The organism is Amycolatopsis thailandensis, from assembly GCF_002234405.1.
Classification (GTDB): Bacteria; Actinomycetota; Actinomycetes; order Mycobacteriales; family Pseudonocardiaceae; genus Amycolatopsis; species Amycolatopsis thailandensis.
In genome coordinates this window covers 30543-56784 of sequence record NZ_NMQT01000087.1, presented here as the reverse complement: position 1 = coordinate 56784, position 26242 = coordinate 30543, and the positions used below count along the sequence as shown (strand labels likewise).

The following is a 26242-nucleotide window of genomic DNA, read 5'->3' as shown; positions in this document are numbered from 1 at the left end:
CACCACGTCCCATTCCTCGAGGGCACTGCTCCGCGCGAGCGCCGCCGTGCGCAGCGAGTGACGGAGTTCGGCGTCGAGCGACCAGCGCAGCAACGCCGTCGCGAGCGCCGCCGGGTTGTTCGGCGGCACCAGCATGCCGGGCACCCCGCCGCCGGGTGCCGTGCCGAGCGCGTCGTGCGCGCCGGCGGTGTCGGTGGCCACCACGGGGATCCCGCGCGCCAGTGCCTCGGCGACGACCAGCCCGGACGTGCCGCCGCGAGCGGGCAGGACGAGCAGGTCCGCGCCGTCGTAGACCAGATCGAGGTCCTCCGGCGGCCGGATGAGGCTGATCCGGGAGCCGAGCCCGAGCCGTTCGACCGTCCAGCGCAATTCGTCGACGTACGCGGGATCGTGGTGCGTCGCCCCGGCGAACACGCATTTGAACGCCAGTTCGTCGACCGTCGAAAGTGCCCGGATGAGCACGTCCTGCCCGTGGCGCGCGGTCATCGGCGCGAGGCAGAGCAGCCGGGAGACGCCGTCCGCGCCTGCCGCGAGCGGGGCCGCGTCGGTGCCGGGTGTGGCGACGTAGACGCGGGTGGGGTCGAGGTCGTGCCGGTCGATCAGCTGCCGCGCGAGCCACGGCCCGGTGGCGACGGTCATTCCCGCGAGCCGCAGGGTCTCCCGCTCGCACGCGTCGAGTTCGGCGGCCTGCGCCGGGTCGAGCGCGGGGTCGTCGGCGAGCGGCTGGTGGACCAGGACGGCCAGCCGCAGCCGCCGGGCGTGCGGGACCACGATCTCAGGGACCCCGCAGGCGACCGTGCCGTCGATCAGGACCACGGTGTCGTCGGGCAGCGCGGCCAGCGATCGGGCCAATCTCGACCGGGACAAGGCCCTCGGCATCGGCCAGTCGCCGGCGATCGGCAGTTCGAGCAACGGGAGGCCGGTGGCCGGGAGGTTCTGGCACATGCGGCGGTCGTACTCACCGCTGGTGTCCCCGGCCTCCCCCGGCAGGACGAAGACGACCGGTTCGGTCACGCGGACATTCGAGGTGAACACGGTTACCTCCAGATGCGGGCGCCTTACCAGGGAACACGGACGCGGCGCCCGGCCGGTTCACACCGGAGGTGACAAACTTTTCACGCGCCGACGCGCGCGATCGCCGCCACGATCTCGTCCCGCAGCCCGGCGCCTACCGCGATGGTGGCCGCCGAACGCACCGTGTGATCGCCGCCGTCACTGTCGACGACCACTCCCCCGGCCTCGCGCACGAGGAGGACTCCCGCCATCGTGTCCCACGGTTTATTGGCGAGGATGACGCTCGCGTCGAGTTTGCCGTGCGCGACCCAGGCCAGGTCGATCGCCGCGGAGCCGAGAAAACGGACCCGTTGCACGCGGCCGCCGAGTTCGGCCAGCAACGCCATCCGGACCCGGTTCTTGACCTCCGCGCCCTCGCCGACCGCGAAGTCGCCGATGCTCACGATCGCGTCGGACAGTTTCGTCGCTTTCGAAGCTTCGAGACGCTCTTCGCCCGCGTACGCGCCTTGGCCCTCGGCAGCCGTGTACGTGACGTCGAGGAAGGGCAGGGAGATCGCCGCGACCGTGCTCTTCAGCCCGTCGACGAGGCCGAGCGAAACACCGCACAGCGGGATGCCGCGCGCGAAGTTCGCCGTTCCGTCGACCGGGTCGAGCGCCCACCACAGATCCGTGTTGCCTTCGTGCCCGCGTTCCTCCCCGAGGATGCCGATCTCCGGGGTCTCGCGCGCCAGGAACTCGCGGACGGCGTCCTCGACGGCGAGGTCGACGTCGGTCACCATGTCGCGATCGCCTTTGGCGGCAACGGAAAACGACGTCATCGAGCGGATGATCCCGGTGGCCTTGGCGACGGCCTCGCGGGCGACGGACAACAATGCGGCGTGGTCGGTCATGTGGGTACCGTAGCCGGGTGAACCTGTTCCCGACGGCCACGACGGCCGACGAGCGCGCCCGGGGCGCCGACGTCGCGGTGCTCCCCGTCGGCAGTTTCGAACAGCACGGCGCGCACCTCCCGCTCGCCACCGACGCGGTGATCGCGACGACCATCGCCGACGCCGTCGCCTCGGCGTATCCGGTGCTCCGGCTCCCGCCGATCACGATCGGCTGCTCGCACGAACACGCGGACTGGGCGGGCACGGTCAGTATCTCGGCCGCGACCCTGTACGCCGTGGTGAACGACGTCGCCGCCTCGCTGCGCCGGTCCGGCGTGCCGAAACTGGTGCTGGTGAACGCGCACGGCGGCAATTACGTCCTGTCCAATGTGGTCCAGGAATCGACCTCGCCGATGGCGCTGTTCCCCGGTGTCGAAGGCTGGCAAGCCGCGCACGACGCGGCCGGGCTCGAAACGTCGCTGGACAGCGACATGCACGCCGGGGAACTGGAGACTTCCCTTTTGCTGCACGCCCATCCTTCGCTGATCCGGCCCGGTTTCGAGAAGGCGGACCACCTGGCCGACGACAGGCGGCACCTGCTCACCGTCGGACTTCGGCCGTATTCGGAGTCCGGTGTGGTGGGGCGGCCTTCGCTGGCGACGGCGGAAAAGGGACGGCTGGTGCTGGAGTCACTGGTGGAGAGCTTCGGGGAGACTCTGGCCGCGCTGGGCTGAAGGGGACTTTCCCCGCATATCATGTGGCGAAGGGCGCTTTCGTCGCATGGCATGCGGCGAAGGGCCCCTTCAGCCCCCCGCCGCGCCCACCTGGCCGCGCTCTCCTGAGTCGACCAGGTCCAGATGCGGCAGGAAGTGGTGCATCCGTTCCTGTTTCGTCCGCAGGTACCGCAGGTTCTCGTCGTTCGGCGCCACCAGCAGCGGCACCCGCTCGCTGATCCGCACGCCGTGCCGCGTCAGCTGGTCGACCTTCGCCGGGTTGTTGGACAGCAGCCGCACCGAACGCACCCCGAGATCGGTCAGGATCGCCGCGGCCGCGCGGTAGTCACGCGCGTCCACCGGCAGCCCGAGCGCGATGTTCGCCTCGACGGTGTCGAGCCCTTCGTCCTGCAACCGCATCGCCTTCAGCTTCGCGAGCAGGCCGATCCCGCGTCCCTCGTGGCCTTGGGCGTATACGAGAACTCCGGCGCCTTCTTTGACGATCGCCATGAGCGCGGCGGCCAGCTGATCCCCGCATTCACAGTGCATCGAACTGAAGACGTCGCCGGTCAGGCATTCCGAATGGACTCGCGCCAGCGTGCCGAAACCGGCGATTTCGCCGTGTACCAGCGCCATCTGCTCGGTGCCGTCGGCGTCCAGGTATCCGTACGCGCGGAAAACGCCGTACCGGGTCGGCAGCCTGGTCTCCACCACTCTCTCGACGGTCATCGCGTGTCTCCTGTCTTGACGGGTGTCCTCGCCGCGAAGCGCGGTGCGGCCGGTGTGCGGGTCTTGAAGGAGCCGGCGAGCAGCACACCGGCACCGGGAAGGCTGGAGACGAGCGCGAGCACGCCGTAGACGACGGCCACGGTGACGCCCTGCGCCGAACCGAGCCCGGCCGCGCCGAACAGCAGCGCGCAAACGCCTTCGCGCGGGCCCCAGCCACCGATGTTCAGCGGCAGGCCCATCGCGAGCAGCGCGAGGATCATCAGCGGCAGCAGCTCGCCGGCCGGGGCGGTGACCCCGGCCGCCCGCGCGGCGACGACGAACAACGTGAGATGACCGGCCAGGGTGGCCACGGAAAGCAGGCTCACGCCGGGCCAGGTCTCCTTGGTCAGCAGGCCGAGCCGGACGTCGGCGAGCGTGACGGCGAATCCGCGGCGCCACTTCGATCCACTGTGGATCCAGTGTTTCCCCGCCGTCATCCCGGTGACGACGGCCGCGAAAGCGAGCACGACGACCACGATCCCGGCGACCATGACGACCCCGTCGATCGGCGGCGGCACCACGGACGGCGTACCGAGCACGACGGCGACCGACGCGCCGATCACCACGACCTGCCCGGCCGTCCGCTCCAGCACCACCGCGCGGACGCCGCGCAGGACGTCACCGGCGCCGCGGCCGTGCTGCACGGCGCGGTCGACGTCGCCGAGCACACCCGCGGGCAGGACCCCGTTGAGGAACAGCGCGCGGTAGTACTCGCCGACGGCCGTCGGCAGCGACAACTTCAGGCTGAGCCGCCGCGCGACCAGGCACCAGCGCCAGGCGCTGAAAACCGTGGTGGCGAAACCGATCGCGAGCGCGGCGGCGACACCGCCCGCGTCGACCTCACGGAGTCCGTCGAGGAACGCACGCGTGCCCAGCTGCCAGACGAGCACCCCGAGGATCGCGAGCGCGCCGAGGATCCTCAGCCAGGGCCAAAGTCGCTTCACGACGGCACCACCAGGAGGTCTTCGTGCTGGATCGTCGCGTTCAGTTCACCGGCCGCGCACTGCGCGAGCCGCCACTGGAGGTAGGCGTCGCCGTCCTGCGAAAGCTCCGGCCGCTGCTCGCAAGCGGCGGCGACCCAGCCGTTGAGCCATTCCGCGGTGAGCGCGGCCTGATCCGCCCCGAGCCGCCACAGGCTCGGCGCGCGCCGCACGGTGGCACCGAGCCGTTCGAAGACGCCGAACGCGACGTCCACCGCGTCCGGGCCGAGCAGCCACCGGCCGTTGGTCACGCGACGCTGGTGCGCGTTGAAGGCGTCGGAGATCTCGATGTCGAACTTGTCCTTGGGCGACAGCACCACCCGGCCCGAGACGCTCAACGTGAACAGGACCGCGCACCCCGCCTCGACGCAGGCCTCGGCCAGCCGCGACATCTCCTCGGCGGTGAGCAGATCGAGCAACGCCGACGCCGCCACGAGCGAGGTCCCGGCGAGGTCATCGGCGCCCAATTCGGTGATGTCACGCTCTTCGGTGACGACGGTGACCTCGCTCCCGTCCAACGCCTGCCCCGGACGGCTGGTGCGGGCCAGCGCGTGGGTGAGCAGGTCGGGGTCGCGGTCGTGCAGGATCCAGCGCTGCCTGCCGGGCAGCCGCCGGGCCAGCCAGCGGCCGAGCGAACCGGTCCCGCAGCCGAGGTCCCGGACGACGACCTCGTCCTTCCCGCGCAGGAACACCCGCACCGGCTCGATCAACTCGGTCGCGCGGGCGGCCGCGTCGGCGTCTTCCCGCAGTTGAAGCCAGCTCGGGGCGTACTTGGTCATGCCGCCGTCCGTTCGCTCAGCAGCACGGCGGCGACACCGCGGGCTGTCTCGTCCCAGCCGGTCAGCGTCTCGCGGCGAAGGCGAGCGGAGGCGCGAAGCTGTTCTCGGAGTTCAGGTTCGGTGAGCCAGCGGCGAAGAGCCTTCGCCAGCGCGCTGACGTCCTCACCCGGGACGAGCATCCCGGGGACACTGCCGTCGGGCGACCGGCCGAGGGTGTCCGGCAAGGCGTCGACAGCGGTCGCCAGCACGGGGATGCCGCGCGCGAGCGCTTCGGTGACGACCATACCGTAGGTCTCCGCGCGCGAAGGCAGCACGAGAAGGTCCGCGGCCGCGTACGTCGCTTCGAGCGCTTCGCCGGACCGCGGGCCGGTGAGGGTGAATCGGTCGCCGAGGGTGTGCCGCCGCAGGCGTTCGACGTAGCGGGTTTCGCGGCGGATGGCGCCGACGCATTCGCAGCTCCACGGGAGGTCCCTGAGCGACTTCAGCGCGTCCGCGAGCAGGCCCTGGCCTTTGCGCGGAGTCACGTTGGCGACGCACACGAGGTGTGTCCCGTCCAGGCTCCCGGAGGCGACTTCGGCCTTGTCGACCCCGGGCGGGACGGCGTGCACGCGATGCGGGGCGAGGTCGTGATGCTCGATCAGCCGCCGCGCCGCCCAGTCGCTGGTCGCGACCACGGCCTCGACAGCGCCGAGCGTTTCCCGCTCCAACCTGTCGAGTTCGGTGGCGAGCGAAGGCGAAAGTCCCGTTTCGTCGGCCAACGGCAGATGCACCAGCACCGCGATCGCCAGCCGCCGCGCCGCCGGCACGATCACTTCGGGCACCCCGCAGGCGACCAGTCCGTCGAGCAGGACCGCCGCACCGGCGGGCAGGTCGGCGAGTTCGCGCGCCAGCGCCTTGCGCGCCTCGGTGTCCGGCCGTGGCCAGTTCCCGGGCACGGCGATCTCGTGGACCTCCACTCCCGCCGCGGCGAGGCCGTCACAAAGCCTTCTGTCGTAGACGTTGCCGCCGCTGGGCGTGCTCGAGTCGTCGATGTCGTTCGGCAGGACGACGTGGAGGCCGTTCACAACGCACGCTCGTAACTCGCCCACGCGACGTGGGATTCGTGCAGCGAGACGGTGATCCCTTCGAGTCCGCGCGCGCCTTCGCCGAGCGCTCCCGCGTGGACGCGGCCGGCGAGCCTGTCGGCGATCACCTTGGCGAGGAACTCGGTCGAGGTGTTGATGCCGGCGAACTCGGGCACGTCGTCGAGGTTGCGGTAGTTCAGGTCGGCGAGGACGGCTTTGAGCTCTTCGGTCGCCTTGCCGATGTCGACGACGATGTTGTCCGCGTCCAGTTCGGACCGGCGGAAAGTCGCGTCCACCACGAAGGTCGCGCCGTGCAGGTTCTGCGCGGGTCCGAAGACCTCGCCGCGGAAGCTGTGGGCCACCATGACGTGGTCGCGGACGGTGATGCTGAACAACGGACCTCCCGGGTAGTGCCCTTAGCGCGTGTTCTCCCTCTGATAGGTGACACGGAGGCAGAGCGTTCCTGGTTCATTCGCGGCCAGACGCGGAAGGACGTCCGGTAGTTCATGGAACCGGCATTCCCCGTTGACCAGCACTTCAAAGGTGGGATCGGCGAGAATTTCCAGCGCGATCGCCAAGCGGTCCGCGTAGCTCCGGTTCAGGCGCCGGGCTGGCGAGACCATGCCGACCTGGCTGCACCGGATCGTCAGCCGTCGTGAGTGGAAGTTCTCGCCGAGCGGGACGCTGATCCGGCGGTCGCCGTACCAGCTCAGTTCGATGACCTCGCCTTCCGGCGCCAGGAGTTCCAGGGAACGCGCGAGCCCCGCTTCGCTCGCGCTGGCGTGCACGACGAGGTCACAGTCGCCCAGCGCGTCCTCCGGTGCCGAGAAGTCGACACCGAGCGCTTCGGCGACCTTCGCGCGCTCCGGGTCGACGTCGATCAGCTGCACCCTGGTCGCCGGGAAGCCGGACAGCAGCTTCGCGACGCTGCTGCCCACCATCCCGGCGCCGACGACGGCGATCCGGTCGCCGAGTTTCGGCGCCGCGTCCCAGACGGCGTTGACCGCGGTCTCGATGGTCCCGGCGAGGATCGCGCGCTCCGGCGGCACGCCGTGCGGCACCGGCGTGACGGCCGACGCCGGGACGACGTAACGCGTCTGATGTGGATAGAGGCAGAAAACGACTTGCCCGACGAGATTTTCGGGGCCACGTTCGACCACCCCGACGTTGAGGTAGCCGTACTTCACGGGCCCTGGGAAGTCGCCCTCCTGGAACGGCGCGCGCATGGCCGTTCGTTGACTGGCCGGGACCTCGCCGCGGAACACGAGCGTCTCGGTGCCCCGGCTCACGCCGCTGCACAGCGTGCGGACCAGCACCTCGCCGTCGCCGACCGGAGGGAGCGTGACCGGCCTGAGCTCGCCGTCACCGGAACCACTGAACCAGAAGGCGCGTTCCATCGTGTCCTCTCATGCCGGACCCCGGAGACGGGGTCGCCGTCACCATAACGAGGAGGCCTCGTGATCAACCCCGGTATTTTCCTGGGGGTCCTCGTCCAGCTGGCGTTGCTGGGGACGCTGGACGCCGTCGCCGGACTGGGCCCGCTGGGCTGGCTCGCCGGTGCGGCCTACGGCATCGCCGTCGGCGGATTCCTGACTTACGGCCTGCACCGGAGCACCGCGCGCTCCCTGGGTCCGGCCGACGCCGTCACGCTCGCCCGTTCCGGACTGGTCGGCTGTGTGACCGCGCTCGTCGTCGACACCGCGGGCCGGGAGATCGTCACGATGGTCGTCATCGCGTCGGTCGCCTGGACGCCGTCGACGGCCAGGTCGCGCGCCGCACCGGGACGGCGTCGCCGCTCGGCGCGCGTTTCGACATGGAGGTCGACGCGTATCTGATCCTGATCCTGAGCGTGGTCGTCGCGCAGTCGCTGGGCCCGTGGGTGCTCACGATCGGCGCGATGCGCTACGTCTTCGTCGCCGCGAGCAGGCTGTGGCCGTGGCTGAACGCCCCGCTGCCGCCGAGCATGGCGCGCAAGACGGTCGCGGCGGTGCAGGGCATCGTGCTGGTCGCGGTGGCTTCGACGGTGCTGCCGCTCTGGGCCGGTTTCGTGGTCACGCTGGGCGCGCTGGGGCTGCTGACGTGGTCTTTCGGCCGCGACACGTGGTGGCTGCTGGAGCAGCACACCTTCGCTCCCGTTCCCGCCTGATCAGGCGTACTGCGCTTCGCCGTTCCCGAACGACCAGTTGACCAGGTCCGTTTCGGAGATCGTGACGAACACGTTCCGCGGCTCGGTCCCCGCGTACTCCCCGGCGAGTTCCGCGATCCGGCGGTACAGCGACTTCTTCTGCTCGTCGGTGCGCCCGGGCCGCATGGTGATCGCGACGAACACGATCCCTTCGTCCCGATGGATCCCCAGGTAGTCCTCGTACTTCAGGGTGCTTTGGCCGTTGAGGACCTGGAAGCGGTCGTCGGCCGGGATGCCGAGCGTTTCGACCATCGCGTCGTGGACGGCGTTGCCGAGGGCTTCGAGCTTGTCGGTCCCGGCGGCGTCGATGCGGACGAAGGGCATGTCAGTTCTCCTTGGTGGTGAGCAGGCCGAGGGCGCCGTCGACGGCTTTCGCGAACACGTCCGGTGACCCGGCGGCGCGGGCGAGGACGTAACCGCCCTGCAGCACCGCCACCAGCGCGATCGCCGTGGCGAGCGGGTCGAGCGAGGCGTCGAGCTCACCGGCCGCGCGGCCCTCTTCGAGCAGTTCGGCGAGACGGCCGGTGACCCAGCCGAAGGCGTCCTCGACCGGCTTTCGCAGGTCCGCGTCGGCCATCACGTCGGGGTCCTGGGTGAGCTTGCCGACCGGACAGCCCTTGAGCGCGTCGCGCTCGCGGCGCAGGTAGGCCGTGACCCGCTCGACGACCGTGCCGGGCCCGGAGAACTCGGCCTCCGCCCTGGCGCGCAGCTCGTCGGCGTTGCGGCCGATCGCGGCGAGCGCGAGTCCGGATTTGCCCTGGAAGTGGTGGTACATGCTGCCCTGACCGGCGCCGGAGCGCTCCTGGATCGCCTTCGGGCTGGTGCCGACGTACCCGCGCTCCCACAGGAGCTCGCGAGTGCTCTCGATGAGCTGTTCCCTCTTGTCCACACCCAGACTGTACATACTAGTAGGTACAGCTACAACCCGAGGCAGCGGGAGCAAGGGACCTTTGCTATCACTTTCCCTCGAACCCGCAGGTCAGCGCTCCGCCACCCCCGCGACAGACGCATTTAGTCCTCTGAATGCGAGGCCACCCACCCAAGTACATGAAGGCCCCCATCCTTGCGCCCAGCTCCGTGAAGGACCCCTTCATGTACTTGGGCCATCGCGAAGGCCCCTTCACGCGCGCCTGATGTGACACATGAGACGACCGAGGTTCCTGAGGCGATTCGGCGGTCCGTGAAGGCCTCCTTGAGGGACCCAGGGTCCGTGAAGGGCCCCTTCACGGACTTGCCCCGGGACCACGCCGAGAACGCATTTAGTCCTCTAGATGCGGCCCGGGCTGTCCGTGAAGGCCTCCTTCCCTACCCTCAAAGTAGGGAAGGAGGCCTTCACGACCCACCCAAGTACATGAAGGCCCCCATCCTTGCGCCCAGCGTCGTGAAGGACCCCTTCATGTACTTGAGAGACCACCAAGGCCGGAGCCTTCAGCCCTCCGGACCCGACAACCGGCACGCTCAGGAAGGCGTCCAGTCCTGCCCGAGCCGCTCCCACTCCCGATCCCAGGCCGCCCGCCGCGCCCGGTTAAGCAGGCGCAGCGCGAACAGGTATCCCGAAGCCAGCAGCGTCACGCCGACCAGCCATACCCCCACCCCGACGCCGATCCCGGTACTCGCCGCGTCCAGCGGCATCACCGGCGGAGCGACGACGGCGTCGGACTCGTCGAGCCACACCGTCACCCCGTCACCCGCCGAAGCGCCGAGATCGGCGGTCGCGAGGCCATCCTGAAAGGTCCCGTCCGACAGCTCCCAGCGAGCCCGCACGCGAGCGGTCTCGGCGGACGGAGTCCCGTCGACGCCGACACGCGCCGGCGGAGCGTCTTCGAGCAGGACAGCGTTCGTCGCATGACGCGTGGCGGTCTCGAAGTCCGAGCGCGCCATCATGGTCGCGTAGGCCTCCGAACCGGCCGCGGCGGCCAGCGGGACGCCGAGCAGCGCCGCCAGGGCACCACCGATGAGGATGGCCGCCTCGATCCGGTCGGTGATCCGGGCGAGCGGGTTCCGGCCGGGGCAGACCCGGCGCCACAGGAAAACGAACGACACGACGGGCCTCCTCACCGGTTCCCCACCGACAAGACTGCGTCGCGAAGAGCCGGAGTGACAGGAGGCTTTGGTCCCGTCAGCCGCGAGGAACGATCTCAATCGGGATCACGTACGCGGCGGCCGCCCGGTTCACCGCACCACGTGCGGGTACTCGGGCTTCAGGTCCCCCAGCGGTCCCGGCGGCGCCACCAGCGGCCCCTTCGCCCAATCGCAGCCGAGTTCGTGCAGCACCTTCAACTGCTGCGCGGTCTCGACTCCCTCGGCGACCACCACGAGATCGACAGCGTGCGCCATCGCCATGATCCCGGCGACGATCGGCTCGGCGTCGCTCGAAATCCCGAGGTCTGCCACGAACGACCGGTCGATTTCGATCACGTTCAGGTCGAGTCTGCACAGCTGGGCGAGCGACGAGTACCCGGCGCCGAACCGTTCCGCGGTCACCCGCACGCCGGTCTTCCGCAGCGCGTCGACGGCGTCGGCCGCGTCCTTCAGCGCCGTCTCGTCGACGTCGAGGCTCAGATCCCCGGGCCCCAGCCCCGCCTTCTCCAAAGTTGTCTGTACCACTTGCAGCAACGTGGGATCGCCCAGTTGGCGGACCGAAAGGCTCACATTCACATTACAGTGCACACCATGATCGGCACGCCATCGCGAGATCTCGCCGGCGGCCTTGGCAAGGACTTTCGCACCGATGATCGTCAAAAGATCGCCGTCGTCGGCGATCTCGGCCAATTCCGCCGGATCGATCGACCCCCGGGCAGGGTGATTCCACCGGGACTTCGCCTTCACCGCGACCATTTCGCCGGTCCGCAAATCCACGACGGGCTGATAAACGGTCTCGACCAGGCCCTCCGCGACGGCGTTGCGCAGATCCTGCTCCAGTGCGAATCGGTCCCGTACTCGTTTCCGCATGAGTGGCGCATAGAAGGCATAGCGGCCCGGTCCGAATGTTTTTGCCTGGTACATCGCCAAATCGGCGTCTTCCAGCAATTCGTCGGCACTGCGGGTATCGCCGGGCTCTGCGATCACTATTCCGATACTCGTATTTATATGCAGTTCCCGGCCGTGCACCGTGAGCGATTCCGCGAGATGTCGCTGAAGGTGATCGGCCAGCGCCCGCACCTCGGCGGCTTCGGTATAACCGGTGGTGATGACCAGGAACTCGTCCCCGCCGAGCCGCCCGACCAGGTCCGATGGGCCGGCGGCGGCCCGCAGCCGGTCGCCGATGATGCGCAGCACCTGGTCGCCGACGGTATGACCGAGCGAGTCGTTGATGATCTTGAACTTGTCGAGATCGATGAACATCACGGTGGTCGTGCGAGCCGGATCGGCGATCGTGAGACGCAGCCGGTTCAGCGCGAGCGTGCGGTTCGCGAGCCGGGTCAGCGGATCGTGGGTGGCCTCGTAGGCCAGCCGCTCGCTGATCGCCCGCCGTTCGGTGATGTCGGCGAAGGACGTCAGCACCGAGGGCACGCTCTGCCCCGGCGCCATCAGCGGACCGGAGGTCAGCGAAAGCCAGCGGTGCGCACCGTCGCGCCGCCGCACCTGCACGACCCTCCCGGTCTCGACCTTCCCGGACCGCCGCACGCGCGCGGACGGCAGATCCTCGACGGGCACCGGGGCGCCGCTCTCGTCGTGCAGCCGCAGCGTCCGGCTCTCCAGTCCGACCAGGGAGCCTTCCGGGACACCGGAGATCCGGTGCGCCGCGGAGTTGGCCAGTTCGATCCGCCCGCTGGGGCCGACCACCAGCACCCCCTCGTCGAGCGTTTCGACGACGGTGGCGAATTCGGCCTCGGCCCGGCGCTGCGCGGTCTCGTCGGCGCACAGCAGCACGTAGCCGTCGAACATCTCGGCCGCGGAGACCCGCACCACCAGCGCCGTGCCGTCGGCGCTGTAATGCGTCGCCTGCACGACACCGCCCGCCGCGACGACCTCCCGCGGGCTCATCGGCGCGCCGACGACCTCGGCCACCGGCACACCGATGACCTGGTCGAGGTCGTGCCCGTAGACGGCCTCGGCCGCCGGATTCCAGCTCGTCACCAGCCCGTCGGGCGAGGTCGCGATGATCGCGTCACTCGCGTGTCCGACCAGCGCGGCCTGGAACCGCAGGCCGACCTCGGCCGCCTTCTGCGTGGTCAGATCGCGCATGATCACCTGATAGGCGGGTTCGCCCTCCCAAGTCGTCAGCACCGCCTGCGATTCGACGGTGACGCCGCGGCCACCGAGGGTCCGCAGCGTCATTTCGGTCGGTTCACTGAACGAGCCGGGCGAAACCAGCGAACCGATCCGCGCCAGCAGCGCGTCCTGCGAATCCGCCTCGACCAGGTCTGTGATGTGCATCCCGATGAGCTCCGTCGACACCTTCGCGCCGACGAACCGCATGGCGGCGGAGTTCACGAACACGATTTTGCCCCGCTGGTGGACACAGATCCCGTAAGGGCTCGCCTCGACCATCGTGAGATATTGCGTACCCAATGCGCCGCCGTCGGAATTTTGCTCCAAAAGGCGGTACCCCTGGCCGAGAAAGGCGAGCGCGGGTTCACCGCGGTGATCCCTCTCGGCGGACAACTCGGTCAGCAGACGGACGAGCGAGGCATGCCGGTCGGGTTCTCCAACCGTGCGGGTCGCGGCGCCGTTCGCTGGCGAGGAATCCTGATCCGAGGGCCGGTGGGTGTCGGGAGTCCCACCGTCGAGATCGTCAGGATCCATCTGATCCAAACCCCCTACTCGACTGCTGTAGCTTCCGATTAGATCACTAAATCGACGTAGCCGTCCCCCTCGGACAGCTGATCGGTGCGGCTATTCCACCCCAGCGTTGACTGAATGTAGTTGAAGGGAAACACGTGCGGAGCAAAACAGACATCTGCGGCATCGGCGCCGTAACCGCCTACGGCTGGGGCCGCGAATCACTCTGGGAGGGCCTCGCGAGCGGCGTCCCCTGCGCCCAGTTCACCGAAGGCTTCGGCGAGACACCGGATCTACCGGGCTGGGTCGCGCACGTCGCCGAGGGTGGCAGATCCCGTGACGGCAGTCTGCACGCCCGCGCTTTGCTCGCGGCGGCACGTGACGCGATCGAAGACGCCGGCTCACGGGGCTGGTCACCGGGACGACGGGTCGGCGTCATCGCCGGCGGCGTCCGCGAGGACCTGCGGAGCTGGGACAGGCTCACCGAGATGGGCGATCAGCTCATGTACCGGCGCGAGTTCATCGGCATGATGCCTTCGACCCCGATCGCTTCGCTGATGGCGGAGTTCGGCTTCCACGGCCCGTCGATGACCACGTCCGCCATGTGCGCGACCGGCAGCGCCGCGACCCTCACCGCGAAGATGTGGCTGGACGCGGGCATGGCCGACGACGTCGTGGTGCTCACCACCGACCTGTCCGCGACCAGGCCGGTGGTCCGCAACTTCGTGCACTGCGGAGTGGCGATCACCGACGTGCCGCCACTGGAGGCGTGCCGTCCTTTCCAAGAGGGCACAATGGGTTTCACCTTTTCCGAGGCCGCGGTCGCGATAGTGCTGACCCAGCGGAAGACCGATTCGTACGCGTCCGTGCTCGGCGGCGCCATGACCCACGAGGCGCACAACGCGATGGCGCTCGACCCCGACCCGACGACCGCGATCGCGGCGGTGACCGAGGGACTGGAGAACGCGAACGTCTCCGCCGCGGACATCCGCTACGTGAACGCGCACGGCACCGGCACGAAACTCTGTCACCGCACGGAATCCCGGATCCTCGAGACGGTCTTCCCCGGCAGCACCCGGATCTATTCGATCAAACCGCTGACCGGGCACAGCCAGTCGAGCAGCGCGCTCACCGAGATCGCGGCGAGCTGCCTGGCCGCGGAGCACGACCTGATCCCGGCGCCGAAACCGGTGGCCGACGGGCATCCGCAACTGCTGGAAGGCCCGACCCGGCCGGAAAGCGGGCTCACCGTCAAGACGTCGATCGGGATGGGCGGCTACGTGACCTCTGTCGTGCTGGACACCGCGTAGACGGCCAATTCGATAACACACGGTCTCAACGTCGTCACGAACCGTCATTTACCGTGCTCACGTGGTCGATACTCCCGAGTAGCGACAACGCATTGAGCACGGAGGCGATCATGAGCGCGCGAACGGCATCCGACAATCTCGTCCGCAACTACCTGTTCCTGCGGCGCGCCATAGGTTTCCTCGGGATCGGGCTGCCCTTCGTGCTGATCTTCGGGAAGCTGATCGTCGACGGCGGTGGCCTGCTCAACTCGATCAGCGGTTACTACTACTCGGGAATGCGTGACGTCTGGGTCGGCGTCATGTGCGCCATCGGCGTCTTCCTGTTGTCCTATCGGGGTTACGGCCGGGTCGACGACATCGCCGGGAACATCGCCGCGGTGGCCGCGGTCGGGGTGGCGCTCTTCCCCACCACACCGTCGAACGGTGACCGCGAGGACGTGTTCATCGGCTACCTGCACCTCGGTTTCGCCGCCGTCTTCTTCCTCACCTTGGCCTTCTTCTGCATCGTGCTGTTCACCAAGTCGGACAAGGAGATCCCCGGCGCCCGCAAACCCGAACGGAACCGGCTGTACGTCACCTCGGGCGTGATCATGCTGGTGTGCCTGGCCTTGATCGTGCTCTGCGGCCTCGTCTTCGACGACGCGACGAAGTCGCTCTACCCGGCGCTGTGGCTGGAATCGGTGGCGATCTTCGCGTTCGGCGTCGCGTGGCTCACCAAGGGCGGGACGCTGCTTCCCGACCGGACGGTGACACCGGAGACACCCGTGACGGCCTGACCAGTACCGGAGCCGAGCGGATCAAGGTAAAGGAACCTTTATCATCGGCCGGGTCGTTGAGGCCTTATGACCGATCGCATCGCACTCCAGCTCGGCCGGCGCGATCTGCTGGTGGTCGCGGGGATTCCCGGGGCCGGGAAGACCACACTGCTGTCCAGGGCGGCGACCGGCGCGCTACCGGTGCTCGATTCCGACCAGGTCCGCGCCCGGCTGCGCGGACGCCTGCCCGCCGCGCTGCCGTACCGGTGCTACCGGCCGGTGGTCCACGTGTGGCACCGCGCGCGAGTCGTCCGGTTCGCGCTGACGGACGGCGGCCCGCTGATCGTGCACGAGCCCTCGACCCGCGCGACGACACGCGGGCTGCTGGCCCTGCTCGGCCTGGTGAGCCGCCGCCCCGTCCGGCTGCTGTGGCTCGACGTCTCCCCGGAGGAGGCGCGCGCGGGCCAGATCGCGCGCGGGCGCGTCATCCGGCGGCATTCGTTCGCCCGTCACGTCAAAAGGGCCGAGAAGGTGCGGCGTGACCTGCGGGCGGGCTGGGTCCCGGCGGGCTGGCGCGGCGCGCGGATGGTGACCCGCGAGGTCACCGGCGCGCTGCGGTTCGTCACGGAAGAGGAGCCGGGAAGAGTCCGGCTCCTCCCGGTCGAGCGGCCTGCCGCTTAGGCGTTGTCCTGGCCCTCCTGGGCACGCAGCCTCGCGCGGCGTTTCCCTTCGTGCATCGCCACGACACGGGCGACCGGGATCGTGTGCCCCTGTTCGACGAGGTCGGCGGGCAGCGTCTGCGGCCCGGGCATCGCGTCGGCCCAAGGATCCTTGTCCCCCAACAGATCGGGCGCCGTGTAGACGGTGAAATCGGCGGGGACCACGTTTTCGAGATCGTCCCAGGACACCGGGAACGACACCGGAAGTCCCGGCCGCAGCCGCGGGCTGTACGCCGCCGCGACCGTGTTGCCGCCCGCCCGCGTCGAATCGAGGTACACCTTTCCCTCGCGGTCTTCCACGATGTACGCGGTCGTCGCGACCGACGGGTCGACCTGCTCCGCGCGGGCACCGAGCGCGCGAGTGGCGGCCGCGACGTCTTCGAAGCCCTGCCCCGGCACCAGCGGGACGAAGATGTGCACTCCCTTGGAACCACTGGTCTTCACCGCACCGGAGAGCCCGGAGTCCGAAAGTGCCTGCCGCACCAGCCCGGCCGCCTTCACGACATGCGCGAAATCGTCCCCGGCCGGCGGGTCGAGATCCAGCACGAGATGAGACGGGCCCGCTTCGGTGTCCGCGGTCATCAAGGTCGGGTGGTATTCGACCGCGCGCTGGTTCGCGAACCACAGCAGCGTGCGGCGGTCGTCGCAGAGGGCGTAGGACACCTGCCGCTTCGACGTCTCCGCCCACATCCCGTACCGCTTCACCCAGTCAGGTGTGTACTTGGGCAGGTTCTTCTGTATGAACGGGCCCTGGCCGCGCAGGACACGGATCACCGAAAGCGGCCTGTTCTCCAGCACCGGGAGGATCCGGTCCGCGACGGCGTCCAGGTAGTCCACGAGATCGCGTTTGGTCGCGCCCTCGAACAGCGGCTGGTCGAGATTGGTCAGCTTGACCCCGTCGCGCTCGTCATCGCTCATGGGGTGAGCCTTGCACAAAAAAACTCGTGGGTGGTGAAGCCGGTTCTCACCGTCTTCACCACCCACGAGCCCGACGCTTAGCTGATGTTGGCGTCGATGCAGGCGTAGAAGGCGTTCGCCGTGTCGTAGACGTTCCAGCGGGCGAGGATCTTGTGCCGCCCGCTCTGCTGCAGGTTCACACTGTGGGTGACCGTGGCCCCAGGCTGCGCACCGTTGTCGTTGATGGACGCGACCTTGGCGCCGTCGACGAAGTACTCCCAGGTGCTGGTGCGGTGGCGAGCCGTCAGCGTCCACCGGAAAGTGGTGGTACGGCCGAGGGAATGCACCTTCCAGCCCTTGCTGTCATCGTTGAGGTCGGCGAAACGACCGACACCACCGTTACAGCTCATGAGCCCCTTGGGACCCTCGACGCTTTGCGGCTCCCATTTGATGGAGCCACAGGAAACCGTGTTCTGGGCGCACTGTGCCTGCCTGCTCGGGGGCGAGGAAACGTAACCGTGCGCGCTGGCGGTTCCCGCCGGGATCGCAACCAGAGCCGCCGGCACCATTGCCGTACCCGCCGCCAGGGTCAAAAGCCGTCGTTTGAAGCTCATGCCTACCCCTTTCCCATCTCAACACCCACCGGTGACTCGAGATTCCTGGGCCACAGCGAGCGAAAAACCAATGAAGGTCGGGACCACATCCGCCGAAGCGCGGAGGCTGGCGAATGTGGTCTAGACCATAATTGGTTCAGACGACTCGGTCAAGAGTAACCAACCGGGCACTTGGAGTCGTGAAGATCGAACAGGGGTTGTCAAGCCGTACGTTCAGCCCGCACCCAAACAGACGAACGGTCGCCGGAACGGATCAACGGCGACGGTGTCCGCCAGGGCCGTCGCCGGTCCGGCGCCTTCCGCCAGTCCGCGATGGTAGTCGTCCATCGCCGCGGCCGCGGCCTCGTCACCGACTCGGCTCAACGGCGCGATCACCGTCCGCGAACCGCTCGCGAGCAACGCGCTGGCGAAACCGAGCACCTCGTCGCCGGGCCGGATCCGGTTCAGCGCCAGTTCGCACGCCGCGAACACCACCTGCGACGGCGGTTGCGCCAGCCCCGCCATCTCGTGCGCGAAGAGCGCCCCGTCGGCGAGTTCCAGCCGGGAGAACAAGGCGTTCTCGGGTTCGTGCGCGCCGTGCGCCGCGATGTGCGCGAGGTTCGCGCCGTCCAACGCCTGGAGCACGGACGTCACCGTCGCGTCGGGGCCGGTCAGCGTGTGCGCGTCCCGGTAATGCATGGTGAGCTTGTCCAGCTCGCCCCTGGTCCCCACGAGACCCGGGCCGCGGACGAGGACGATCTTCCGCGAGTCCGGCGTCGCCGAGCGCTCGGCCCACAGCCACGCCGTCGCGGACGGCGCGACGACGATCGGCCGCGAGCGCAGCGCCGGCAGCACGCCCCAAGGGACGGCGTACAACGGGCCGGTCGGCACGACGACCAGGCCGCGGTCCCCGAGCAGCTCTTCCAGCGGGCGGATCAGCTGGGTGTCGAGCCGTTCGGCTTGTTTCCGCGCCGAACCGAGTACCGACTGGACCAGGAGCGGCGGCAGCTGATCCGGCGCCAGGGCGTCGAGGTCGACGTTCAGCATCCGCGCGGACTCCGCCGCCCGCGCGGCCGAGCCGAGCCGCACCAGTTCGCACCGCCCACCGGCGACGACCACGGCCACCAGGTCGTCCCCGGAAGACGCGAAACTCACCAGCGCGCGCTCGCCCAGCTCCTCCGCGACCTCGGCGAGCCGCGCGATCGGCCGTGGCTTGCCCCACCGCCCGGTGTGCCACCCGAGCCGATGCGCCTCGCGCAACCGCTCGGCGTGCTTGGCGCGCAGGGCCGCCGTCGGGTGCCCGTCGTGCTGCGCCTGGTGGATCGCCTGATCGAGCCCCCGGACCTCACCGACGCGCTCCGCGAGGTCCGGATCGGTCGCGGCGACGGGTTCGTAGCGGTAGCTCTGCGCGCGAGTCCGTTCCGTCCAGCCGAACAACCGGGCCGCGTCGGCCCGCTCCAGCACGATCTTGACCGCCAGATCCGCCAGCTCCCGGCCGTGCAGCGCCGTCCCGGACACCAGCTCGAGGCCGCCCATCCGGTCTCGGACGCGGTCGAGTTCGGTGAGCCCGGCCCGGATCTCGGCCAAAGCCCTGGTCTTGTTCCCTTCGGCCACCGCGAGTTCCGCCAGGCAAAGCCTTCGCAGCATGCGGTAATCGACGGAGGTCAGCCGTCCCGGCCGCGGAATCCGGTCGAGCAATTCGGTGGCACGCTTGCGTTTTCCCTTCCGCAACTCGACACGGACGGCCAGCATGCGCGCCAGCGCGGCCTGATCGGAGAGCCGCGGCATCGGCATCCCGTTGGCCGCGCGGAGCGCGCGAGCTGTCAGCGTCGGCGGGATTTCGTTGGTGCGCAAGGCATCGCGCACGTCGGCGCGGAGACCGACGATGGTCGCGTTGGCGACACAGGTCTGGCACCCCCAGCGCAGCGTACGACGCCGCGCCGAAGCGGCATACGTTCGCGCGAGTTCCAGGTCGTCGGTCATCAGCGCGGCGGACGCGCGATACAGCTCCACGTCCGCGAGATCGCGGCTGATACTTCGTTGCGCAAGCATCGCCGGCAGTACTTCGTCAAGATGCCCTCCGGCCTCTTCCGCGAGCCCGGCCGTCAACAAGGCCTGGGCTTGAGCGAGCCGCAGGAGCGGAGGGACCTTCATGTCGAGCGCGCGATAGATGCGTTCACCCTTGTTGAAGATGCGCAGCGCCGCGGGAACATTCCCGACTCGAAGCTCCAGCGAGCCGAGCGGCCTCATCACATCGGCGGCCTGCGCTTTGAGCTCATACCGCTCCGCGAGATCGATGGAGCGCGTCAAGTCGTCGCGAGCCTTACGGACATCGCCCAATCGAGTATTGGCCAAGCCGCGTGTCGCCAGCGTGCCCAGATAAGGCCCCAAGAGCGAAGCCGGGTCTTCCGCGGAAGCCAGGACCACGTTCTTCTGCCCGATGGACGAATCGAAGTAGGCCAAGCTTTCTTGATTCCTGCCCGCGGCCATGAGCAGGAGAGCGTAATTGTGGTCCAGCTGTCCTCCGAGTTCGGCACGCAGAAGCGCGTCGGACACGGATTCGAGCAAGAGCCGGACTTCGTCGAGACCTGCCATGCCCGCCGCGACCTCACCCGCGGTCTCTGACGAAAGAGCCGCGATGGTGCAGGTCAGCCGGATCCTGGTCGCCAGCCAGTCGTTGTGATGTTCCGCGGCGACAGGGTGAATGGAGTCCAGCAATGCCATACCTCTGCGGAGCAGACGAATGCCTTCGCGCTGGCGGGCCGAACACGCCGCATCGACACCGGCACGATGCAGCCCCCGAGCCTCACGGATGACCTCGGAGTGCTTCAGCTCAATCACAGCCACTGAACTATGACAACACACGCTGTAGCCGAAGGAGGCCCGGCCGTTGAACAACTTCACGACCGGACCCCTTCGAGTCACGGATCAGGGAGTGGGCGGCGGAGTCTGCACGCAACCGCCTGAGCATTCCAGCAGCTTGTCACGATAGTGATCGCAGTCCGGGCTGTGCTGGTGTTCCCCCTGGTCAGGCGTGGGCTGAGCCGGGTCGACCGGCTCCTCCTCACCGATGGGATCCTTGACGTCCGTAGGCGTCGACATTCGACGATCTCCTCCCCTGATGATCTTTCTTTGTCGTACCAGGCAGCCCTTGAACGCCGGGCCCCCTCTGTTCACAGGCCCTCTTCCTGCGAACGGGGCAATAGTGCCACAACGGAGCAGTGATCGGGAGTTTTTACCTACACTGAGTCATCGGCGGCACCCATTAGAGGGACGCCTGGTTAGCGAGCCTTACGACCTGATCCGAATGGCCGACAAGGGCTTACCCCGCTCACCGGAACAAGGCCGGATCGAGGTCATTTCACTGCGCCATCCGGCCTAAGATCCAAAACTTCTTGCGGCACAAGGGTTTCCGCTCACGAAGGCGCGGGCACTCATGGCCCGTCGGGGGTTGACCGGCGAGAAATCCGGAGGAGATAACGATGCCAACGTGGTTGGTCGTCATCATCGTGATCGCCGCGGTCCTGGTTGTGGGAGCGGCTGCCTGGTTCGTGATCCAGGGGCAGCGCAGGCGGCGATTACAAGAGACGTTCGGACCCGAATACGACCGGGCCGTCAAGGAACACGAGAGCCCGCGGGAAGCGGAACGCGACCTCACGTCGCGGATGAAACGGCATTCCGATCTCGACATCCGGCCGCTGTCTTCGTCCACAAAGGACCGGTACGCGCAGGAATGGGCGCTGATCCAGGAACAGTTCGTCGACCGTCCGTCCGGCGCCGTCGTCGAGGCGGATCGGGTACTGGTCTCCCTGATGGCCGAGCGCGGTTACCCGACCGAAGGGTACGACCAGCAGCTCGCGGATCTGTCCGTCCGGCACGCGAACGCCTTGCGGCACTATCGCGCCGGACACGACACGCTGGAGCGTCATCGGGAATCCGAAATGTCCACAGAGGACATGCGCGAGGCGATGAAGCACTACCGAGAGGTGTTCGAAGATCTTTTGACCGACGACGGTGGCGAAGGAGCGAAGAGTCATGGACAGCAGGCCGCTCGGAACCGAGGAAACGGAACCGCGGACAACGGACAACGTCGCGGGGACGACGGATCGGCCCGACGAGGAACGGACCGCTGACGGGGGCCACACGCTGAGCACCGAAGACCTGGTGGCGGCGGCGCCCGAGCGCGCGGGCGATACGGCGGCCGAGCACCGTGAGGACGAGGCGCAGACGTTGTTCGACAACGTCGACGTCGACCGGTTCCGGGATAGCTGGCAGGGCATCCAGACGGCCTTTGTGGACGATCCGCAACGGGCCGTCAGGGAGGCCGACGAACTGGTCGCCGTGGTGATCCAGAACCTGGCCACGACCTTCGCGGACCACAAGAAGGAACTGGAAGCCGAGTGGAGCCAGGGCGAACCGGCCACCGAGGATCTCCGGATCGCGTTGCGCCGCTACCGCTCGTTCTTCAATCAGCTGCTCAACGCCTGACGAAGCCTCGTGAGTGGTGGGGACGGTTGCCCTGAACCGTCCCCACCATTCACGCGCCGGTGGTGGAGCCGGGCCGCACGATCATCAGCACCGTCACCACGGCCCAGAGCAGGTTGAACATCCCGGTGTACATCGCCACGCGGCCGGCCGTGACCGGCTCCGACGGCGGCTCGGCGGCCAGCGCCGCGAGGATGGCGTTCTGCCCGGGCAGGACCAGCAGCGCCAGCACACCGGCGGCCGCGGCGGTGAGCACGATCGACACGATCACCCACAGGTCACCGAACACCCGCATACTCCCCGCCGTCGCCAAGCCGAAGAACGGCACCGCCAGCCCGAGAATCGCGTAGACGCGGCAAATCCGGTTCAGCAGGCGCGGCACTGCAAGACCGGAACCCGGTTCGGCGAACGCTTTTCTGACGGCGGCGGGGAACATGCTGGCCGCGACGGTGACCGGACCGATCGCGATGACGGCGGCGAGCACGTGGATGATCAAAAGGACTTTCGACACGCCACCGAGCCTAGAATCGTCTCCCCGGTGCCCGGTACCGGTGTTTTCGACAGATGTCGCAGGATTCCGGCCATCACCTACGTCCCCTGACGTACGCGTGGTGCCGCCTGGGAACGGATGTGGCGAAGGCCTCTCGCGAGACACCATTCGTCACCATGAACCTTCCCGTGGACACAGACGAACTCACGAAACGGTACGGAGAACAGCTCGCCGTCGACCGGATGAAGCTGACCGTGCTGCCCGGCGAGATCTACGGCTTCCTCGGCCCGAACGGCGCGGGCAAGACGACGACGTTGCGGATGCTGCTGGGTCTCGTCCGGCCGACGTCGGGCAGCGTACGGCTGTTCGGCAAACCGCCCGGCGATCTCGGCGGAGTCGGCGCGCTGATCGAATCACCCGGGTTCTACCCCTACCTGTCCGGCGCGGAGAACCTCAAGGTGCTGGCCCGCTACAGCGGAACGGATCCGCTCCGCGTCGGCGAAGTCCTCGCGATGGTCGATCTCGCCGACCGCGGCAAGGACCGGTATTCGGCCTACTCCCTCGGCATGAAGCAGCGGCTGGGGGTCGCTGCGGCGTTGCTGAAGGATCCGCGGCTGCTGATCCTCGACGAGCCCACCAATGGGCTCGACCCGGCAGGAATGGCCGACATGCGCGTGCTGATCCGGCGGCTCGGCGCGGAGGGCTGCACCGTGCTGCTGTCGAGTCATCTGCTGGGCGAGGTCCAGCAGATCTGCGACCGGGTGGGCGTCGTCTCCCGCGGCAGGCTGGTCGCGGAGAACACGGTGGCCGAACTCCGCGGCGGCACGGTGCTGCACATCGAGACCGACGAGAACCCGCGCGCCGCCGATCTGGTGCGCCGCTGGATCGGCGCGGAGAACGTGCGGGCGAGCGGGACCGGGCTCGATCTGACGGTCGATCCGGAGCGCGCGTCGTGGCTGAACCGCGAACTCGTCACGGAAGGGATCGCGGTGCGCGAACTGCACGCCCGCGAACGGGATCTGGAGCAGGTCTTCTTCGAGCTCACCGGAGAGGTGGCAAGTCATGTGGGGTAGCTGCACCGCCGAGCTCGCGAAACTCGTCCGGCGTCCGGCGAACTGGTTCATGCTGGGGATCGCGGTCGTGCTCGGCCTGACCTTCACCTACCTGCTGCCGCTCGCGGGCGCGGCGGGGTCGTCGAGCGGGGCGCCCGGCACGGATCGCGGACTGGCCTCGACCATGCCGTCGAACCTGGTCGGCAACTCGATCGGCGGGCTGCCGGTGTTCCTCGGGGCGATCATGCTCGTGATCGGGGTGCTGGCCGTCGGCACCGAATACGGCTGGAGCACGTGGAAGACCGTGCTGACACAAGGTCCCTCGCGGCTGACTGTCTACAGTGGAAAGTTGTTCGCGCTGGCTGCCGCGACCCTGACGGTCGTGTTGACGAGCTTCGCGACCGGCGCGGTCACGAGCGCGGTCATCGCCTCCTCCGAGGGCGAGCCGATGAACTGGCCCACGATCGGCTCGCTGCTGACGGGAATCGGCGCGGGCTGGCTGATCGCGATGACCTGGGCGGCGTTCGGCGCGGTGCTCGCCATCGCGATGCGCGGGGTGGCGCTGCCGATCGGGCTCGGCCTGGTGTGGCTGCTGGTGGTGCAGAACCTGCTGTTCGGGGTCGCGGCCCCGCTGCTCTCCTGGGTCGACACGCTGCAGCGGGCGCTTCCGGGGGCCAACGCCGGTTCACTGGCCGCGTCGCTCGGCGCTTCGAGTGGGACGCCGGGGATCGGGGAACTGGTCGGCGTCTCCCAGGCGACGCTGGTGGTGGCCGCGTACCTGGTGGTCTTCGCCGCCCTCGGCGGCTGGCTGCTGCGGCGCCGGGATGTCCTCTGAAGTCCGTGAAGGCCTCCTTGAGGGACCCTCAAGGTCAGGGTCCCGACAAAGTCGCGTAAGCGGGTCGTGAGTGGCGTTTCGGGTTCTCTTGAGGGGCAATGTGGCGTGTCCGCGGAACGGGCCAGTGACTCCGCGTGGCACCAGACCTCGGGCACCGACTGTGTGGATTTTGGTGCGTTGGACGCGCAGAAATCCACACAGTCCCGCGTGACCGGACCGGTCACGGCCAGGTGGCCCGAAAGGCTCGAGGGGTGCGGTGTCGGGGTGCGCCATGTCGCGAAAGCCACTTTCGCAACCTTCAACGTTGCGAAAGTGGCTTTCACAACCTCCCTGACCAGCGGAGAGGCGACTTCGCCGGGGCCCTGACCCTCAGGCCTTCACGGACCGCTAGGCGAGGGCGTCGAGGTCCGCGACGACGTCCGCGGGCAGTTCCAGGTCCGCGGCGGCGACGTTCTCACGCAGGTGCGACACCGACGACGTGCCCGGGATCAGCAGGATGTTCGGCGACCGCCGGAGCAGCCACGCGAGCGCGACCTGCATCGGCGTCGCGTCGACCCGGCGGGCGCAGTCGTCGAGCACACCGGACTGCAACGGCGTGAACCCGCCGAGCGGGAAGTACGGCACGAACGGGATGTTGATGGCCGCGAGCGCGTCGAGAAGACCGTCGTTGGCACGGTTCGCCACGTTGTACTCGTTCTGCACACAGACGACCGGCGCGATCGAGCGGGCTTCCTTGACCTGCTCCGCCGAAACGTGGCTGAGACCGAGATGCCGGATCAAGCCCTGCTGCTGGAGCTCGGCGAGGACCTCGAACGGCTCCGTGATCGAGACCGGGATCGGGAAGACCCCGTGCTCCCCCGCGAGCCGCAGGTTGACGACGTCGAGCACGTCGAGGCCGAGGTTGCGGAGGTTGTCGTGGACCGCGGAGGTCAGCTCCTCACGCGAGAGCGCCGCGGGCCAGCCCTTGTCCGGAGTCCGCTTCGCGCCGACCTTCGTGACGAGGTGCAGGCTGTCCGCGTACGGGTGCAGTGCCTCGCGGATGAGCTCGTTGGTCGTGTGCGGGCCGTAGAAGTCGCTGGTGTCGATGTGGGTCACGCCCAGCTCGACGGCCTCGCGGAGGACGGCGATCGCGGCGTCGCGATCGTCCGGCGGGCCCCAGATGCCGGGGCCGGACAGCCGCATGGCGCCGTAGCCCATCCGGCTCACGGTGAGATCGCCGAGGGTGTGGGTGCCGCCTGGGCTCATGATCGCTCCTTGTACGAGTGGGTTCCGCTCACCTTAAGCAGCTCCGGCCGGTCCGGCTCGTGCGGGAAGGGAGCAAGGGACCTTTGCTGTCACCCGAGGCTCTGACCTGCGCGAACAGCGAGGCCGACCAGCTGGTTCGCCAGTCCCTCGGTCAGCCCGTCGACGAACATCTCGCGGCCGGCGGGCGCTCCCCGTTCGGCCAGGACCGTCGCCACGGCCTCCCCCGGGTTCGCGTAAGGCCACAGCCCCGCGACGAGGATGAAGACGGCCTTCGCGAAGTGCCCGGCCGCTTCGGCGCCCAACGGGACCTGGGCGCGGACGACCTCGGCGAGCCGTTCGGTCCGTTCGGCCGCCCGGGTCTTGAAGGTCCGGGCGGTCTCCACGGAGATGTTGCGTTCGAGCACGGCGGCCATCGTGCTGATCAGCTCGCAGAGCAGGCGCTGCCGCGAGATCGACGTCGCGATGACGGCGGCGACGCGTTCGTGATCAAGGTCCCCGAGCGCGTCCAGCTCGGCTTCGAGCTCGTCGAGCCACGCGACCCAGACCGAGTCGAGGACTTCCAGGAAAATCGCCTCGCGGCTGTCGAAGTACCGCAGCACGTTCGACTTCGCCAGGCCGACGCGGTCACTCAGTTCCCGCAGGCTGATCCGGGAGACGGGCCGCTCGGCCAGGAGTTCGCGCGCCACCCCGAGGATCGCCGTGCGCCGGGCTTCCACCTGTTCCGGCCGCCTGGCGCGCTGGAAGTCGGGGGACACGCGCCGCAC

At 68.7% G+C, this 26242-nt stretch carries 28 protein-coding genes; 10 read left to right on the top strand and 18 right to left on the bottom strand.

Going from position 1 to position 26242, the window contains the following annotated elements; genetic code table 11:
- On the bottom strand, positions 1 to 1035 hold a 1035-nt coding region (locus CFP71_RS23800; RefSeq protein ID WP_093936164.1), incomplete at its 3' end, for a glycosyltransferase family 4 protein.
- 80 nt (positions 1036 to 1115) lie between these two features.
- Positions 1116 to 1904: an inositol monophosphatase family protein gene (locus tag CFP71_RS23795; RefSeq protein ID WP_093936163.1), complete on the bottom strand. Its 789-nt coding sequence runs from the start codon at positions 1902 to 1904 to the stop codon at positions 1116 to 1118.
- 17 nt (positions 1905 to 1921) lie between these two features.
- On the opposite strand from CFP71_RS23795, the gene CFP71_RS23790 reads away from it, so the two are divergent.
- Complete coding sequence (locus CFP71_RS23790) at positions 1922 to 2617, top strand: creatininase family protein (protein WP_167406248.1); 696 nt, start codon at positions 1922 to 1924, stop codon at positions 2615 to 2617.
- A 69-nt stretch (positions 2618 to 2686) separates the two neighbouring features.
- On the opposite strand, the gene ribA is transcribed toward CFP71_RS23790, so the two are convergent.
- The 6 genes from ribA to CFP71_RS23760 are packed head-to-tail and all read right to left on the bottom strand — an operon-like array spanning position 2687 to position 7584.
- Positions 2687 to 3325, bottom strand: coding sequence for a GTP cyclohydrolase II (gene ribA / locus CFP71_RS23785; RefSeq protein WP_093936161.1), 639 nt, complete (start codon positions 3323 to 3325; stop codon positions 2687 to 2689).
- Complete coding sequence (locus tag CFP71_RS23780) at positions 3322 to 4308, bottom strand: lysylphosphatidylglycerol synthase transmembrane domain-containing protein (RefSeq protein WP_093936160.1); 987 nt, start codon at positions 4306 to 4308, stop codon at positions 3322 to 3324. Before CFP71_RS23780 ends, ribA begins: the two co-directional genes overlap by 4 nt.
- The gene (locus CFP71_RS23775) at positions 4305 to 5123 is read right to left on the bottom strand and encodes a class I SAM-dependent methyltransferase (RefSeq protein WP_093936159.1); all 819 of its coding nucleotides are present in this window, start codon (positions 5121 to 5123) and stop codon (positions 4305 to 4307) included. Before CFP71_RS23775 ends, CFP71_RS23780 begins: the two co-directional genes overlap by 4 nt.
- Entirely contained in the window at positions 5120 to 6187 is a 1068-nt protein-coding gene (locus tag CFP71_RS23770; RefSeq protein WP_093936158.1) for a glycosyltransferase family 4 protein, read from the bottom strand. The genes CFP71_RS23775 and CFP71_RS23770 overlap by 4 nt, the downstream gene beginning before the upstream one ends.
- Entirely contained in the window at positions 6184 to 6582 is a 399-nt protein-coding gene (locus tag CFP71_RS23765; protein WP_093936157.1) for a 6-pyruvoyl trahydropterin synthase family protein, read from the bottom strand. The genes CFP71_RS23770 and CFP71_RS23765 overlap by 4 nt, the downstream gene beginning before the upstream one ends.
- A gap of 21 nt (positions 6583 to 6603) precedes the next feature.
- On the bottom strand, positions 6604 to 7584 hold the full coding sequence (locus tag CFP71_RS23760; protein WP_093936156.1) for a zinc-dependent alcohol dehydrogenase: 981 nt from the start codon (positions 7582 to 7584) through the stop codon (positions 6604 to 6606).
- A gap of 60 nt (positions 7585 to 7644) precedes the next feature.
- Here CFP71_RS23760 and CFP71_RS45635 point away from each other — a divergent pair, with 60 nt between their 5' ends.
- Together CFP71_RS45635 and CFP71_RS45630 are read left to right on the top strand one after the other, a co-directional pair.
- Positions 7645 to 8022: a hypothetical protein gene (locus tag CFP71_RS45635; RefSeq protein WP_425266635.1), complete on the top strand. Its 378-nt coding sequence runs from the start codon at positions 7645 to 7647 to the stop codon at positions 8020 to 8022.
- Positions 7932 to 8333: a CDP-alcohol phosphatidyltransferase family protein gene (locus tag CFP71_RS45630; RefSeq protein ID WP_425266634.1), complete on the top strand. Its 402-nt coding sequence runs from the start codon at positions 7932 to 7934 to the stop codon at positions 8331 to 8333. The genes CFP71_RS45635 and CFP71_RS45630 overlap by 91 nt, the downstream gene beginning before the upstream one ends.
- Here the strand turns inward: CFP71_RS45630 and CFP71_RS23750 are convergent, their stop codons facing one another.
- The 4 genes from CFP71_RS23750 to CFP71_RS23735 all read right to left on the bottom strand — a co-directional run bounded on the left by CFP71_RS23750 (position 8334) and on the right by CFP71_RS23735 (position 13121).
- Entirely contained in the window at positions 8334 to 8696 is a 363-nt protein-coding gene (locus CFP71_RS23750) for a tautomerase family protein (RefSeq protein WP_093936155.1), read from the bottom strand.
- A 1-nt stretch (position 8697) separates the two neighbouring features.
- Positions 8698 to 9261, bottom strand: a complete 564-nt coding sequence (locus CFP71_RS23745; protein ID WP_208636022.1) for a TetR/AcrR family transcriptional regulator — start codon at positions 9259 to 9261, stop codon at positions 8698 to 8700.
- Positions 9262 to 9830: 569 nt separating this feature from the next.
- On the bottom strand, positions 9831 to 10415 hold the full coding sequence (locus tag CFP71_RS23740; RefSeq protein WP_093936153.1) for an Rv1733c family protein: 585 nt from the start codon (positions 10413 to 10415) through the stop codon (positions 9831 to 9833).
- Positions 10416 to 10544: 129 nt separating this feature from the next.
- The gene (locus CFP71_RS23735; protein WP_093936152.1) at positions 10545 to 13121 is read right to left on the bottom strand and encodes a sensor domain-containing protein; all 2577 of its coding nucleotides are present in this window, start codon (positions 13119 to 13121) and stop codon (positions 10545 to 10547) included.
- Between the two features lie 134 nt (positions 13122 to 13255).
- Between CFP71_RS23735 and CFP71_RS23730 the strand changes: the two genes are divergently transcribed.
- The 3 genes from CFP71_RS23730 to CFP71_RS23720 all read left to right on the top strand — a co-directional run bounded on the left by CFP71_RS23730 (position 13256) and on the right by CFP71_RS23720 (position 15843).
- The gene (locus CFP71_RS23730) at positions 13256 to 14407 is read left to right on the top strand and encodes a beta-ketoacyl synthase N-terminal-like domain-containing protein (protein ID WP_093936151.1); all 1152 of its coding nucleotides are present in this window, start codon (positions 13256 to 13258) and stop codon (positions 14405 to 14407) included.
- A gap of 110 nt (positions 14408 to 14517) precedes the next feature.
- Positions 14518 to 15183: a DUF998 domain-containing protein gene (locus CFP71_RS23725; protein WP_093936167.1), complete on the top strand. Its 666-nt coding sequence runs from the start codon at positions 14518 to 14520 to the stop codon at positions 15181 to 15183.
- Between the two features lie 66 nt (positions 15184 to 15249).
- Complete coding sequence (locus CFP71_RS23720) at positions 15250 to 15843, top strand: AAA family ATPase (protein WP_093936150.1); 594 nt, start codon at positions 15250 to 15252, stop codon at positions 15841 to 15843.
- Here CFP71_RS23720 and CFP71_RS23715 read toward each other — a convergent pair.
- From CFP71_RS23715 to CFP71_RS23705, 3 genes are all read right to left on the bottom strand, one after another.
- Positions 15840 to 16799, bottom strand: coding sequence for a DNA polymerase domain-containing protein (locus tag CFP71_RS23715; RefSeq protein ID WP_093936149.1), 960 nt, complete (start codon positions 16797 to 16799; stop codon positions 15840 to 15842). The two genes, CFP71_RS23720 and CFP71_RS23715, sit on opposite strands and share 4 nt — an antisense overlap.
- 77 nt (positions 16800 to 16876) lie before the next feature.
- The gene (locus tag CFP71_RS23710) at positions 16877 to 17392 is read right to left on the bottom strand and encodes a lytic polysaccharide monooxygenase auxiliary activity family 9 protein (protein ID WP_093936148.1); all 516 of its coding nucleotides are present in this window, start codon (positions 17390 to 17392) and stop codon (positions 16877 to 16879) included.
- A 213-nt stretch (positions 17393 to 17605) separates the two neighbouring features.
- Positions 17606 to 20095, bottom strand: coding sequence for a CHAT domain-containing protein (locus CFP71_RS23705; protein ID WP_244199803.1), 2490 nt, complete (start codon positions 20093 to 20095; stop codon positions 17606 to 17608).
- Positions 20096 to 20853: 758 nt separating this feature from the next.
- On the opposite strand from CFP71_RS23705, the gene CFP71_RS23700 reads away from it, so the two are divergent.
- Both CFP71_RS23700 and CFP71_RS23695 read left to right on the top strand, forming a co-directional pair.
- Entirely contained in the window at positions 20854 to 21504 is a 651-nt protein-coding gene (locus tag CFP71_RS23700) for a hypothetical protein (protein WP_093936146.1), read from the top strand.
- The gene (locus CFP71_RS23695; protein WP_093936145.1) at positions 21407 to 21859 is read left to right on the top strand and encodes a hypothetical protein; all 453 of its coding nucleotides are present in this window, start codon (positions 21407 to 21409) and stop codon (positions 21857 to 21859) included. The genes CFP71_RS23700 and CFP71_RS23695 overlap by 98 nt, the downstream gene beginning before the upstream one ends.
- 49 nt (positions 21860 to 21908) lie before the next feature.
- Here the strand turns inward: CFP71_RS23695 and CFP71_RS23690 are convergent, their stop codons facing one another.
- Complete coding sequence (locus tag CFP71_RS23690; RefSeq protein ID WP_093936144.1) at positions 21909 to 22367, bottom strand: hypothetical protein; 459 nt, start codon at positions 22365 to 22367, stop codon at positions 21909 to 21911.
- 155 nt (positions 22368 to 22522) lie between these two features.
- Between CFP71_RS23690 and CFP71_RS23685 the strand changes: the two genes are divergently transcribed.
- Together CFP71_RS23685 and CFP71_RS23680 are read left to right on the top strand one after the other, a co-directional pair.
- On the top strand, positions 22523 to 23419 hold the full coding sequence (locus CFP71_RS23685; protein ID WP_093936143.1) for an ABC transporter ATP-binding protein: 897 nt from the start codon (positions 22523 to 22525) through the stop codon (positions 23417 to 23419).
- A complete protein-coding gene (locus CFP71_RS23680; protein WP_093936142.1) occupies positions 23409 to 24233 on the top strand; it encodes an ABC transporter permease in 825 nt (274 codons plus the stop codon). The genes CFP71_RS23685 and CFP71_RS23680 overlap by 11 nt, the downstream gene beginning before the upstream one ends.
- A 387-nt stretch (positions 24234 to 24620) precedes the next feature.
- Here the strand turns inward: CFP71_RS23680 and CFP71_RS23675 are convergent, their stop codons facing one another.
- Together CFP71_RS23675 and CFP71_RS23670 are read right to left on the bottom strand one after the other, a co-directional pair.
- Positions 24621 to 25478 carry an oxidoreductase gene (locus tag CFP71_RS23675; protein WP_093936141.1) on the bottom strand — a complete coding sequence of 286 codons (858 nt, stop codon included), beginning with the start codon at positions 25476 to 25478 and terminating at the stop codon, positions 24621 to 24623.
- A gap of 89 nt (positions 25479 to 25567) precedes the next feature.
- Positions 25568 to 26242, bottom strand: coding sequence for a TetR/AcrR family transcriptional regulator (locus tag CFP71_RS23670; RefSeq protein WP_093936140.1), 675 nt, complete (start codon positions 26240 to 26242; stop codon positions 25568 to 25570).